Origin of the sequence: Lamprocystis purpurea DSM 4197, assembly GCF_000379525.1 — a bacterium.
Classification (GTDB): Bacteria; Pseudomonadota; Gammaproteobacteria; order Chromatiales; family Chromatiaceae; genus Thiodictyon; species Thiodictyon purpureum.
On the sequence record NZ_KB902492.1, the window covers coordinates 1 to 13337 of the forward strand.

14 protein-coding genes and 1 pseudogene are annotated in these 13337 nt (G+C 62.1%); 1 reads left to right on the plus strand and 14 read right to left on the minus strand.

The window, feature by feature from the left end:
• Window positions 1-288 (plus strand): annotated as a pseudogene (locus tag A39O_RS42160) (hypothetical protein); the annotation flags it as partial.
• Window positions 289-301: 13 nt separating this feature from the next.
• Here the strand turns inward: A39O_RS42160 and A39O_RS0112120 are convergent.
• From A39O_RS0112120 to dsrB, 14 genes are all read right to left on the minus strand, one after another.
• A complete protein-coding gene (locus tag A39O_RS0112120; protein WP_020504922.1) occupies window positions 302-1429 on the minus strand; it encodes a hypothetical protein in 1128 nt (375 codons plus the stop codon).
• A 6-nt stretch (window positions 1430-1435) separates the two neighbouring features.
• A complete protein-coding gene (locus A39O_RS0112125) occupies window positions 1436-1750 on the minus strand; it encodes a HesB/IscA family protein (RefSeq protein ID WP_020504923.1) in 315 nt (104 codons plus the stop codon).
• Window positions 1751-1821: 71 nt separating this feature from the next.
• Entirely contained in the window at window positions 1822-3207 is a 1386-nt protein-coding gene (locus tag A39O_RS0112130; RefSeq protein ID WP_026199354.1) for a cobyrinate a,c-diamide synthase, read from the minus strand.
• Between the two features lie 56 nt (window positions 3208-3263).
• A complete protein-coding gene (gene nrfD / locus A39O_RS0112135) occupies window positions 3264-4511 on the minus strand; it encodes an NrfD/PsrC family molybdoenzyme membrane anchor subunit (protein ID WP_020504925.1) in 1248 nt (415 codons plus the stop codon).
• A gap of 21 nt (window positions 4512-4532) precedes the next feature.
• Entirely contained in the window at window positions 4533-5363 is an 831-nt protein-coding gene (gene dsrO / locus A39O_RS0112140) for a sulfate reduction electron transfer complex DsrMKJOP subunit DsrO (RefSeq protein ID WP_020504926.1), read from the minus strand.
• Window positions 5360-5866: a hypothetical protein gene (locus A39O_RS0112145; RefSeq protein WP_051088803.1), complete on the minus strand. Its 507-nt coding sequence runs from the start codon at window positions 5864-5866 to the stop codon at window positions 5360-5362. Before A39O_RS0112145 ends, dsrO begins: the two co-directional genes overlap by 4 nt.
• A 32-nt stretch (window positions 5867-5898) precedes the next feature.
• Entirely contained in the window at window positions 5899-7863 is a 1965-nt protein-coding gene (locus A39O_RS0112150) for an NAD(P)-binding protein (RefSeq protein ID WP_020504928.1), read from the minus strand.
• Between the two features lie 99 nt (window positions 7864-7962).
• A complete protein-coding gene (gene dsrK, locus A39O_RS0112155) occupies window positions 7963-9540 on the minus strand; it encodes a sulfate reduction electron transfer complex DsrMKJOP subunit DsrK (protein WP_026199357.1) in 1578 nt (525 codons plus the stop codon).
• Window positions 9541-9623: 83 nt separating this feature from the next.
• Window positions 9624-10355 carry a respiratory nitrate reductase subunit gamma gene (locus A39O_RS0112160; RefSeq protein ID WP_020504930.1) on the minus strand — a complete coding sequence of 244 codons (732 nt, stop codon included), beginning with the start codon at window positions 10353-10355 and terminating at the stop codon, window positions 9624-9626.
• Between the two features lie 229 nt (window positions 10356-10584).
• The gene (locus A39O_RS0112165; RefSeq protein ID WP_020504931.1) at window positions 10585-10923 is read right to left on the minus strand and encodes a TusE/DsrC/DsvC family sulfur relay protein; all 339 of its coding nucleotides are present in this window, start codon (window positions 10921-10923) and stop codon (window positions 10585-10587) included.
• Window positions 10924-10960: 37 nt separating this feature from the next.
• Window positions 10961-11269 (minus strand): sulfurtransferase complex subunit TusB, encoded by a 309-nt coding sequence (gene tusB / locus A39O_RS0112170; protein WP_020504932.1) that lies wholly within the window; start codon window positions 11267-11269, stop codon window positions 10961-10963.
• An 11-nt stretch (window positions 11270-11280) separates the two neighbouring features.
• Window positions 11281-11691, minus strand: a complete 411-nt coding sequence (tusC, locus tag A39O_RS0112175; RefSeq protein ID WP_020504933.1) for a sulfurtransferase complex subunit TusC — start codon at window positions 11689-11691, stop codon at window positions 11281-11283.
• 13 nt (window positions 11692-11704) lie between these two features.
• Window positions 11705-12097 carry a sulfurtransferase complex subunit TusD gene (gene tusD, locus A39O_RS0112180; protein WP_020504934.1) on the minus strand — a complete coding sequence of 131 codons (393 nt, stop codon included), beginning with the start codon at window positions 12095-12097 and terminating at the stop codon, window positions 11705-11707.
• 132 nt (window positions 12098-12229) lie between these two features.
• A complete protein-coding gene (gene dsrB, locus A39O_RS0112185) occupies window positions 12230-13300 on the minus strand; it encodes a dissimilatory-type sulfite reductase subunit beta (protein WP_020504935.1) in 1071 nt (356 codons plus the stop codon).
• Window positions 13301-13337 lie beyond the last annotated feature (37 nt).

Consider the following 13337-nt stretch of genomic DNA (forward strand, 5'->3'; position numbering starts at 1 on the left):
GCTTATAATCATCTCGGGGAAGCTGATCGTTTACATGTGACGGTGTGTCATACGCCCGGCAAGCGCGTCTGGGCCAGAGATGATGACGGAGACGGCATTCGGGAAGTGCATGTAAATACCAGCGAGGGCTTTTGGACAGGATTGCGCAATTTTCTCCGCCCATTTCGTGGTGTCAACAAGGTCTATCTTCAGCAGTATGTCGCCATTCATGAATGGGCTCACAACATCAAAATATGCTGCATAGAATTTCTCCGAATGCTGTGTGGCGTCACACAGTTGGCCTCATGAGCCGAAATGATGATCACTGCCGCCCGCCCCGCAAGAGCCTGATCCGCTCCATCAGCGGGTCGACCACCGGCGCCAGCCGGCGCTGCATCAGGGTGCCCTGGGTCGTCGGATCGGGAAGCACCGGCCGCATGACCCCAAGGCCCACTCCGGAGAGCACGTGCATCGCCGCCACTTCAGCCGCCAGCGACGGCGACTGGCGCAGACACGCGGCAATCGGGCTGTCGTGTTGCGCCGCCGCGACGAAGCGCTCGGCTTCCGCCACCAACTCGGTAAACACGGCATCCGGGTCGGGTCCCTCGCGCAGTGCGCCGAAATAGGCGCGCAGGCAATCGAAGGCGGCAGTCACCACGTCCTGATTCGGCGGCTTGGCAAGGACGGCAGCCAGGGTCTTGAGCCAGGTCTGACCGGGGCCTGAACAGATCCGCAGAATCAGGCCGGCCCAAGGGTCGCCGCTGACCGCCACGGAGCGCAGTGAATCAGCAACGGCGGGGTCCGGCGCACGTTCCGGTTCCGTTTCGGGCAGCGCATCCGCACCGGCGCGCAGGAATCCGACCAGATAGGTCTGTTTACGCGCGGCCTTTCGCCACAGTTCGGCTCGTGCGGGCGCGTCCAGCAAGCCGGGCTGCAGGATCAGCCGCACGGACTCCATGATCGGCACCGCCTCGGTTTCGAAGGGCAGGTAGTCGAGCAGGTAGGCGGCCAGGACTTGGCCCATGGTGCCATTGGCGATGATCGGGTTACCGAGCATTCGGCGGGCATTCTCCGCGTCCTCCATGGCCCACCAGGCGCTCCTCGCCAGTGCATCCGTGAGGCCTGGCGCACAGACGACCGCGACCACCGCTTCCGGCTCTCCTAAGAGCAGGAGTTGTTCCAGCCGCTCCGCGCGCGCCTGGCCCATCCGGGTCCAGCGGCTGAGGTAAACCGGATAGCCCCCGGGGGAGCCGAGCACGCGGCTGGAGAGCCATTCCCTGACCATGCGAACATAGGTGTCCGGACGGGTATTCGGCGTGAGGCGCACCGTCGCCTCGCCGCGCGGCCCCAGCCCATAGAGGATCAGCTTGCCTTCATCGATACGGATGGCCTGGGGCTGGTTCGCCAGCAGGACATTGAGGCGGAACGTGTCTTCGCTGCTCAGTTCCAATGCGGTTCAGCGCTCGGTTGGCGGCTGATAGTTCGCGTCCTTGGGATTGAGAAAAATGAAGTGGAATTGGCCGGGCTCGATCTCGACATAGTCCATGATGGCCTCATCCAGCAAAGGCACCTGTTCCGGCGTCATGACGACATCGACCCCATCACAGCGCACGCGAATGTCGTCCTCGGTGGCTTCGTCGAACCCCATCCGGTAGTCGATCGATCCGTCGGGTTGACGCCCGGCTGCCAGACGCAATGGCAGGCCCAGTGCGCCCCCTTGCTTTGCCGCCGTGAGAACTTGTTGCGCCGCCGCCGTCGTCAGTTTGAACATCGCGGATCTTTCCCGTTATACATGGTTAAACCGTCGTCAGTGTCATCCCCACGGCGCTTGGGCGGCCACGCTCAAGCGCCCAGGCAACGCCGTACTTGAGTCAAAAAACGTTCGGTCCAGTTCAGGCCGCCGACGTCGCGCAGATGCGCGTAGCTTGCCAACAGGTGACCTTGCACGATTCCGTCATGGCGACCATCGACTCCGACCCCGCGCAGCACCTGATAGGCGTAGGTCCAGTCCGGGTGCGGTGCCACCACGGCCGAATGGTGGAATTCATGGGCCTGGACTGTCCGCCGCCGTGGATCCTTCGTCGTCATTGGTTCAGGCCAGGGAAAAGCAGCGGTCTCCCGCAGACTCACGTAGCCACGGCCTTGAGGCCGCGGACGCATCTCGACCTCCGCATTCAGCGCACCGACCATGACGCGCCGCTCATCGCCCCAACGCAGGGCGTTACATAGATACATGAGCCCGCCGCACTCGGCATAGACCGGGCCGCCGCGGGCGATGAAATCCGCGACGCCCTCGCGCATGGATCGGTTGGCCTCCAGTTCCGCCATCCGGTACTCCGGGAACCCCCCGCCGAAAAACAACCCATCCACCGCCGGCGGCTCGGGATCCGTCACCGGGCTGAATTCAACCAGTTCGGCCCCGCCCCGGGCAAGGGCACGCAGGTCATCCGGATAATAGAAGCCGAAGGCCGCATCCCGCGCGATGCCGATACGCACCGCGGTCGCCGCCGGAACGGCCGGAACCGGTGCCCCCATGGTCGGCCGCGGGGCCACTTCGGCCAACCCAAGCAACCGATCCAGATCAATGTGTTCGGCAACCAGCGAGGCAATGCGATCGATCCAGGCCTCGGCCTGGTCCGCTTCATTGGCCGGCATCAGGCCCAGATGCCGTTCGGCGATGGTCATGGCGGGGTCGCGCGGCAGCACGCCCAGGACCGGGATGTCCGTAAAGTGCTCGACTGCCCGAATCAGGTTATCGGCATGGCGGGTGCTCGCAACCTTATTCAGCACCACGCCGCCGATGTGCAAATCCGGATCGAAGGCGCGGTAGCCGAGCAATAGGGGCGCGATCCCGCGGGCCATGCCCTGGCAGTCGATCACCAGAATCACCGGCGCTTGCAGGTGTTTGGCCAACGCCGCGTTGCTGTTGGCGCCCGCGAGATCGGTGCTGTCATAAAGCCCGACGTTGCCTTCGATCAACCCCAGATCCGCACCGTGCAGCTCCGCCGCGAAGGCCGCGCTGATCTCATCCCGCTCCATGGTATGGAAGTCCAGGTTGAAGCAGGCGCGCCCCGACGCTCGGCCCAGCCACAAGGGATCGATGAAATCCGGTCCCTTCTTGAATGGCTGTACCCGCAGACCACGCGTGCGCCAGGCGCGGCACAGGCCGATGGACAAGGTGGTCTTACCCGATGACTTATGAGCAGCGGAAATATAGAGATGAGCCATGGAAGAGACGAATCGGCTATGCGAGTGGCCGAGGACGCGGCCACCCTTTCCGCTAATCAGGTCCCGGCGAGTTCCGGTGCCGCGTGCCCGAGGTCCTCGGGCGGCAGGTCCGCGTCCGCCAGCGATTCCGGCAGGAACTGAAGCACGCGAACGCCGACCGCGGTGATGAGCATCGCGACCCCAATCCCGCCCAGCCCCAGCAGGACCTCGGGAATGGTCGGCCAGTAATGTGCCGCCTCGCCATTGACTCCGTCGAAGAAACCGGACTCAAGAATGGTATGACCAGGGAACATCTGCAACGGGAACGCTTGGCTGCCGATGATGATGACATACAGGCTCGCCATGCCGCCCAGGATCACCAAGGCGCAGGCGGCCACGATCCAGTTGCGATCCTGACTGAGCACCGGATGATAGATGATCCCCAGGGGCGCCAGGCTGCCCATCAGGATCCAGCCGAACCAGAACATGAAGGAGTAAATTCCGCCATGGAACAGGACCCAGCTCACCAGCTCATAATTCTTGGCACCGTAGACCTTCGTCAAGTAGTAGATGACCGTGAGAAAGAGCACCGCGGCGACGAAAGTCCCGAGCAGATTCATGAGTCGTCCGCGGAGCTTATGACCCAGCGGCCGCCCCTCCTGGTCGAACGTGAACATGAGCACCAGCAGCATGATGGCCAGCCCGTAGGCGAACGACATGACCACGAACATCGGCGCCAGAAAGGCGGTGTCGAAGGCCTGCCGGGCCACCAGGAAGCCGAAGATCGATCCGGTGCCGGCCGTCAGTGCCAGGCGCCAGACCATCGCGAAAATACCGATCGGCTTCACGAAAGGCCCGCCCATCCGATCGGCCATGCTCCACAGATAAGCGATCACAATGACCATGAAGCCGGTATAGAGATAGATATTCCAGGCGAAGATGGAGCGGAAGTTATAGTGGGTGATCGCCACCAGCAGACGATCCGGACGTCCCAAGTCCAGCACCAGGATCAGGAGCCCGCCTACCAGCAAGGCCGACGCGAGCAGCCCGGACAGCCGCCCCAGGGGCTTGTAGGCACCCTTGCCGAACACGGTACCGATGGTGGCGATGTTGAGCGCTCCGGACGCGGAGATGATCAGCATCACCGCGAAGATGTGGGGCATCCCCCAGACCACCGCGTTGCTCATCCCGGTCACCCAATGACCATTGTGCTCCATATGCAGCGCGGCCAGGCCGCCCAGACCGACGACCGCCGCCAGGATGCCGAGCAGGCTCCAATAGCGTTCCGATGGGATACGCCACTCGCGATAAACGATGCGCTTCATGGTCACTCTCCCCTGTTTGGCCTAGACGCCCGCATAACGGACACCGGTATTGAGGTCCAGGTCTTCGCGAATCTGCCGGCTGGGCATCGTCTTGAGGGCCTGACTGATTGCGCTTGCCGGGTCTTTGAGGTCACCGAACAGGATCGCGCGATGACCGAGCGCGGTGCAGGCATCGGCACAGGCGGTTGAATCCAGCCCTTGGTCCCGCCGACTCACGCACAGATTGCAGCTCTCCACGCAACCCTTGCCGCGCGGTACCCGCGTGAGTTGATCTTCGACCACCTCGTGGATGAAGCTGCGCGCCTTGTAGGGACAGGCCATCATGCAGTAACGGCAGCCGATGCAGGTATGCCGATCGACCATCACGATGCCATCGGCGCGCTTGAACGAGGCGCCTGTCGGACAGACGTCCACACAGGGCGGACTTTCGCAATGCTGGCACATCATCGGCAGGTTGGATACGCGGCCGGTGAGATTGTCCTGCAGTTTGACCTTGCGCAGCCAGACCGCTTTCTGGGTATCCCATTCGGCCTCGGATTGGCCCGGCTGCTTGCGCTGGAGATCAAGCCCGTTCTCTTGATCACAGGCTTCGACACAGGCACGGCAGCCGTCGACACAGCGGTTGGTATCGACCAGCAAACCCCACCGGTGGACGTCGCTCACCCGCTCGGCGCGCGGATTGCCGACGGCCTGTGCCTGGAGGACAAACCCCGGAGCAACAACCGCCGCGGTCGCACCCGCGGCGATCCCCAGGAAGGCGCGGCGTGACGGATCCGGGCTTGCATCGAGGCTGGAATCCGGTGGCGAACCAAGACTGGGATCCAGCGGTGCTTCTTGATGCTTCATGGTCATTGCCCTCCCGCGCGACCGGTCGCCGACCCCGGCGTGTCGGACATGATCTGCCCTGCGGATGGCCGCACGCCCGCGGCGGCATCACCATGCGCGGCCAGCGCCGCCGGACTCAATAGTCCGCCGCGCGGCACATTGGCATGGCAGCCAAAACAGTTGACGTCCACGGCGCTGAAGGCATGGCAGGCGCCGCAGAACTGATCGCGACCGTTGATCGCGAGCGCATGCCCCTCCGGACTGACACTGACGTGACAGTTGATACAACCGGCCAGGCTGTGCTTCGTGGACCGAATGCCATGATGCACGGTCGCATCACGCTGGTGCTTGATCAATTCCATGTGGTTGCGGCGCATGAAGTTCGTTTCCTCCACGCAGGCCGCGCTGTGGGCGGCCTGCGACCCCGGCTTCACGTACCGCTGTGCGTCGCCCGCCAGCACGGTCTGAGCGGCCAGCACCCAGACCAAACCAACGGCGACAAGGCTTACTCTAATGACGGCTATAGCCATCGACGCCTCCTTCGGTGCCGATTCGCGACCACTCACTCACCAAGACCCATCTTGATGTAGCCGGTCGGGCAAACGTCGGCGCAAATATGGCAACCGATGCACTTGGCATAGTCGGTAGCCACATAGCGACCCGTCGTCCGATCAGACTTCTCCACCCGATAGACCGCCGTCTGAGGACAGTAGATCACACAGTTGTCGCATTCGAAGCACATCCCGCACGACATGCAGCGCTTGGCCTCGTCGATGGTCTCGGCCTCGGTCAGACCGATGACACGCTCTTTGAAATGACCGAGCACTTCCTCGGAACTCGGCACCTCCTCTTTGCGCAGATTGCGGGCGTGATAATTGAAGTGCCCCAGGAACAACTCATCCTGCCCGATGACCTCGGCGCCGGAGCGATCCTCATAGTTATGGATCGCCCAGTTCCCGGTGGAGGTTCCGCGCAGATCGCCCAACTTGCTCGCCTCGAAGGCGGTCGGGGCCAGATTCGCCTCATTCATCTTCGCCAACAGGTCGAAATGGTGAACGTCCACCTTGGGACGGCGCCGGTGCTCGACCTGCTTGAGATATTCGTCGATCGAATCGGCGGCGATCCAGGCCTGGCCGATCGCGGTGGTCAGCAGGTGCGGACGAATGATATCCCCGGCGACGAAATGACCCGGCTTGTTCGGCACCTGGTAATACTTATCCGAATTGATGAGACCGCGGCCGTTGTCGAGATCCGCAAGGCCCGTCAGGTCCCCGCCCTGGCCGATGGCGGACACGATCAGGTCGGCCGGAAGCACGCGCTCGGTGCCGTCAACCGCGGTCGGTCGACCGTCATTCAGGGTGCAGTCGGCGATCTTGAGACCGGTGGCACGACCGTCGGGTCCCAGCATGACCTCTACCGGCATGACGCCGTCAAGGATGGTGACACCCTCATGGGTCGCATCGTGCACCTCATGTTCCGAGGCGGTCATCTTGTCGCGGGTAAACAGCGAGGTGAGCGTCACCGCGGCGCCCTGGGCCGCCGCGGACATGGCCGCATCATGGGCGACGTAGCCGTCATGGACCACGGTTTCCGGCAGATCGCTGTGGCCCGGCTTATTGATGTGGCCCAGACGCCGCGCGACCGACACCACATCGATCGAGGTATCGCCGCCGCCGACGCAGACCACCCGCTCGGCGGTGACCTTCATCCGGCCTTCATTGAAGGCCTTGAGGAACGCGACGCCGGAGACACAGTTCGGTGTCCCCTGCCAACCGGGCACCGGCAGCCCACGGCCACTCTGACAGCCGATCGCCCACAGGATCGCGTCGAAATCACGCTCCAGGTCGGCGACCTGGACGTCGACACCCACCCTGGTCTTGAAACGGACATCCACCTGGCCCAGGTCCAGGATGCGTTGAATCTCCGCATCCAGCTTGTCACGCGGGACCCGGTAACCGGGAATGCCGTACTTGAACATTCCGCCAAGCGTCTCGTTCGCCTCGAAGATGGTGCAGGCGTGGCCCTTGCGGCGCAACTGATAGGCCGCCGCCAGACCGGCCGGCCCGCCGCCGATGATGGCGACCCGCTTGCCGGTGTCCGCGGGAGCCGCGTCAAACCGGTAACCGTTGGCGATGGCGGTATCGCCGATGAACTGCTCGACCGCGTTGATCCCGACGAAGTCTTCGAGTTCATTGCGGTTACAGCCGTCCTGACAGGGCGCCGGGCAAACCCGGCCCATCATCGACGGGAACGGATTGGCATCGGTGGAACGGCGGAAGGCATATTCCTGCCAGGTCATTCCGGCCGGCGGCTTTTCGGTCTGCCGCGCGATGGCGAGCCAACCGCGGATATCCTCACCCGAGGGACAACTCCCCTGGCATGGCGGGGTCTTGTGCACATAGGTCGGACACTTGTGGGAGGTATCCTGCACAAAAATCTTGTCGGTCCAAGCTTCCCAGGTGCTATTACCGTCCTCGTAACGGCGCCAGGAGGGCTTGTTCTTCTGCTCATTGCCGGGAGTTGCCATCGGATCACTCTCCTTACCAGTTGAACCAGTGGGTTCGATTCAGTTCGAAGACCGGGGCGACGCTGTCGCGTCGCGCCAGTGGGAATTATCGGGTCAGGCTCAGGCCGCCTCGTCTACGGACTCACTGTCATCGTCGTCCAGGGCTTGCGAATCGTCTTCGTCATCGTCATCCTCGTCGTCGTCTTCACGAGGCGTCAACACGATGGCGTTCGAGACCAGTTGATGGAGGCTGACGATCTGGTCCATCTCCATCCCGTAGTAGGGCAGGACCTTGGTGAACTGACTCTTGCAGATGGCACAGATCGCGGCCATGTGCGTCACGCCCTTTTCCTGCATGACATTGTTCAGCGCCTCGACACGCGGTTGCGCACCCTTGACCCGTAACTCCATCAGGTCGTCGGTCAGCAGTCCGCCGCCGCCGCCGCAACAGAAGGTTCGATCACGGATCGTATCTTCATCCATGTCGTAGAAGTGATTGCAGACCGCCTTGATGATGGCGCGCGGAATATCGAACTGACCGCCGGGCTGATCGCCCATCCGCGAGGCCCGGGCGACATTGCAGGAGTCGTGATAGGTGAGGACCTTGTCATCGTTCTGGGTCTTGTCGAAGGTCAACTTCCCCTGCTGGATCAGGTCGTAGGTAAACTCGCAGATATGCTGCGGCACCGGGTACCGGGAATCCAGGAAGTCCCAGGGACCGGCGAGGGTGTTCAGAAAGCTGTAGGCGACGCGCCAGGCATGACCGCATTCACCGAAGATGATGCGCTTGACCTTGAGCCGGATGGCCTCTTCGCGAATGCGCTGCGAAATCCGCCGCATGTTCTCATAGGAGCCGATGAACATGCCGAAGTTGGCCGCTTCCGAGGCATAGGAACTCAGCGTCCAGGAGACACCGGCCTCGTGTAAGACCTTGCCGTAGCCGATCAGGCCGTCCACGTGGGGTTCGGCAAAGAAGTCCGCGGACGGCGTGACCAGCAGGATGTCGGCACCCACCTGATCGATGGGATAGCGCACCTTGACGCCGGTTTCGTCATAGACGTCCTCTTCCAAACCCTCCAGCGTATCCCGCAGGGCGGGACCCGGCAGACCCAGGTTATTGCCGATCGTATAGACCTTGCCGATGATCTCGTTACAGTATTTTTGACCGACCCCGATACTGTCCATGATCTCCCGCGCGGCCATGGAGATCTCCGCGGTATCGATGCCGTAAGGACAGAAAACGGAGCAGCGGCGACATTGAGAGCACTGGTGAAAGTAACTGTACCAGTCGTCCAGCACCTCTTTGGTGAAGTCGGTCGCTCCCACCAACTTGGGAGCAATCCGGCCCACCAGCGTGAAATAGCGCCGATAGACTTTGCGCATCAGGTCCTGACGCCCGACCGGCATGTTCTTCGGATCCTTGGTGCCCAGAAAATAGTGGCACTTATCCGTACAGGCGCCACATTTGACACAGGAGTCCATGTAGACGCGCAGCGAGCGGTACTTGCCCAGCAACTCGCCCATCTTCGCGATCGCCTGCGCCTGCCAGTCGTCCGCCAACTCGCCGGGAAAGCCCAGCGGGGCCTGGAATTCCGGTTTGGCTACAAAGGGCGCGCTGTGAGCCATGGTACCTGGCGTCACCGCCGGTACCTGCGGGTACTGCCGCAGCGCAGGGACTACAAAAGTGGCCTTAGCCATGGTTCAACCTCATGTTCGGACGCCTGCTTACCCGGAGACCCTGATCAATGCAGGTGATGACGAAATGCAATCCGTGTCGGCCATCACCGCTGTTCGAACCGCGCCGCCCAAGGGGCCAGGTGCCGCCGCTCCCTCGGGTTGTCGACCTGATTGCGGGTCGGGCTGAAGAAGAGCCCAGGCGCATGCAGCAGCTTGCTGAAGGGAAAAATGATCATCAGGCCCGCCACCAGCAACAAGTGCAGCAGGAGCAGCGGATCGGCCGGCAAGGGCTTCAGGTCGAAGCTGTACAGACCGAGAAAGAAGGCTTTAACGGACACGATATCCGTATGAACCACGAAACTCATCAGGATGCCGCTACAGCCGATGAGGACCAGCAGCCCGAGGATCAGGTGATCCGAGGGAGAAGAGATGTAGCGCACCCGGTCGACCAGGAAGCGCCGCGCCCAGAGTCCGGCCAGACCCAGCACCATGGCAAACCCGGCATAGATCCCGAACGGCTGGATGAACGCGATCGGTGTGGGGACTGGGTCCATGAAATAGCGAAGATGACGCAGGGTCACGAGAAACAAGCCAAAGTGAAAGATCCAACTGAAGATCCAAGTCCACTTGTTACCGCGGAACAGGCTCTCGAACAGCACCACCTCGCGCGTCATTCGCAACACGACGCCGCTGCCGGTGATCGGGGCTGGCGTCGTCGGTATCTTCAGTGGCGCCGGTGTACGGGCGTACTGCACCACCTTCCAGGTCAGTCCGGCAACCAGAACCAGCGCCGCAAAATAGAACGCGAAGGCGTATAAACCCGTCAGAAACGACATGTTTCCGCTACCTTAAGTGAATCCGGTCGAAAACCGGGGGTGCCGACCGCTGACCCCGAACGGAGCGATCAGCGATCAGCTTGACTGGCACCGCGCTGCTGCCTGGCGAACCCCGAGGGTCTTGAGTCCAGGCTTTAGAAACGCTCGCAAGTCATTGTTATTTTATGGTCGGACGAGCGACAAGACGCCACCGTTGCGCGGCGGAGAGCGCCACCCGCAGGCACTCGGTTCAGACGCAGCCGGTCGGCTTCGGCAGGCCGGCAAAACGGCACGCCTGCTTGGCCGGCCCGTAGGGGAACAGGCTGTAGAGGTACTTGCTGTTGCCTTTGTCCTTGCCCATCTTCTTACCGACCGCCTTGGTCAGCACGCGCACCGCCGGTGCAATCTGATACTCTTCGTAATACTCGCGCAGGAACTTGATGATGTCCCAGTGCTCGTCGGTGAGATCAATGTTGTCCTGCTTCGACATGACCTCGGCGACGCCGGGCTCCCAGTCGTTCAGATTGGCGAGGTAACCCTCTTCGTCGACGGCGATCTGTTTGCCATTGACATCAATTGTGTCGGCCATTGCGATTCTCCAGACAGTTTTTTAAGTTGGAATATAACTACAGCCAGGCCTGAACCTTGGCGTTCTCCGCGGCAAGATCCACAAAACCCGCGTAGTCCACGACGCTGATCCCGTTGATCAGACGCCCCTCGGCAAAGCCCCGCGCCTTCAGGTCCGGGCCGAGGACATAGATCTTAACCCTGTTGAGGGCATCTTTGACCTGATCCTCGGCGCTCGTCCCGGTCAGGGCCGCATAGACGCCGTCCTCGATCAGCAACACGGCGGCGCCCGGTTGGGCAAACTTCAAGCAGGAATCCAGTGAGGTCCGCTCGAACGGAGACTTGTTGACAGTGTGCAGGATACTCATGGCATTCCCCTTTAGAAGCTGAAGACCACGTCGGACGCATCCATCAGCTCGCGGACACGAGCCGTATCGATCACCTCGACGATGTTCTCCACCTCTTCCTCGGTGTCGAAATCTTCCCAGGCGATCTGCACCAGATCGTCCTGCGTCAAACCGCGGGCCGCGAGTGAATCGCGATCAACGTACACATTTTTGACCTCATAGTCGCCCAGGGTACGGAAGGTCGGCGAGAAATTCTTCATCCCGATGCCGCTGGTGTCCTGACCCTTGGTGAGTTGGTAAACACCGTCATCCAGAAAGAGGACGCTCACCTCCTGATCGAAGGCCGCACCGATCAGGATCACCTCCAAGGCCTCCCAGGCGTAGATGGTGCCATACGGGGCTTTGCGATTCAGGTACAGGAATTTCTTCACGATTTCGGACATGACTGAGCCCCTGTTAGTCGCCGAATACAACGAGGCGATCGGACTGGATCGCCGCCTCGACCAACTGCCCCAGACCGGAGATCCGGAACCGGGGGTGGATATTGGTGGCGTCCTTACCGTTGCGTGTCGCCTCGCCCTCATCGACGATCCCGCGGCGCTGCGCCGCGGCCACGCAGACCACCATGTCGAGGTTGTAGCGCTCGGCCAGCTCAGCCCACCGGTTCACGATGTGACGGTCGTCCTGGGGCGGCGTGGTCAGCCGCGTCGCGTTGTTCACGCCGTCGTGGTAGAAAAAAACGCGGAAGATCTCATGCCCCTTCTCCAACGCCGCCTTGGCGAACAGGTAGGCGGTATCCGCCGCCTGATGTTGGTAGGGTCCCTCGTTGATCTGAAGTGCAAACTTCATATCGCCCTCGCATAGCAGTGCCGAAAGAGGATCGCGCACGGCCGCCCCCGGATCAGGCGCCACCGCTGCTGCCGTCCGGAGCGGACCGGCAGGTCGGTGACACGCGGCCCCGGGGACCCCGCGCCCCCGAGCTTAGAAGCGGATGTAAGACGAGCTGTTGAAGCTCGCACGGGCACCGCGCCAGGTATCGATGTGATACTTGGTGAATGGCAGCTCGACCTCTTCGAAGAAGCGCGGCCAGCCGATCCGCTCGATCCACTCGTTGACGCGCTCCCAATCCCGGGCACCTTCCTTGTACGCCTTGAGGATGCGCTTGACGATGGCGGTTGCCTCAGGCCAGCGCGGCGGGTTGTTGGGGATGCCGGCCGCAACCAGCTTCTGGAAGGTCGGCTTGCCGCGGGCGTTGGAGTGATTGCCGCCAACCCAGATCGCCAGCTTGGAGTGCTCGGCGTCATTGATCTGCATGGGCGGGCACGGCGGGTAGCAGGCACCGCAGCAGATGCACTTGCGTTCGTCGACCTCGAGGGACGGCTTGCCGTTGACCATGGCCGGGCGGATGGCCGCGACCGGGCAGCGCGCCACGACGGTCGGGCGCTCACAGACGTTCGCTACCAGATCGTGGTTGATCTTGGGCGGCTTGGTATGCTGGATGTTGATCGCGATATCGCCCTGGCCGCCGCAGTTGATCTGGCAGCAGGAAGTCGTGATGTGCACCCGGTTCGGCATGTTCGCATTGCGAAACTCGTCGATCAGCTCGTCCATCATCGACTTCACCACGCCCGAGGCGTCGGTGCCGGGAATATCGCAGTGCAGCCAGCCCTGGGTGTGAGAAATCATGGCCACCGAGTTCTGGGTGCCGCCGACCACAAAACCCGCCCCTTCCAGAGCCGCGATCAGCGGGTCGACCTTGGCCTGATCCTTGACCAGAAACTCGATATTCGAGCGCAAGGTAAAGTGCACGAAGCCATCGGCGAACTGATCACCGATATCGCACAGCTTGCGCAGCGTGAAAACGTCCAGGATTCGCTGGGTACCGGCCTTGACGGTCCAGATTTCGTCGCCGCTGTAGGCAACGTGACGCAGCACGCCCGCGCGCGGATGTTCGTGGAACTTCCATTGCCCGAAATTCTTGCGCATCACGGGGTGCAGGTACTGCCAAGGGTCTGGGCAGCCGGATTCGATCGGCTCACGCGTGTCTGCCATCGCCTTCCCTCCAGTCAATTATCAGAGTGTTTTGTAT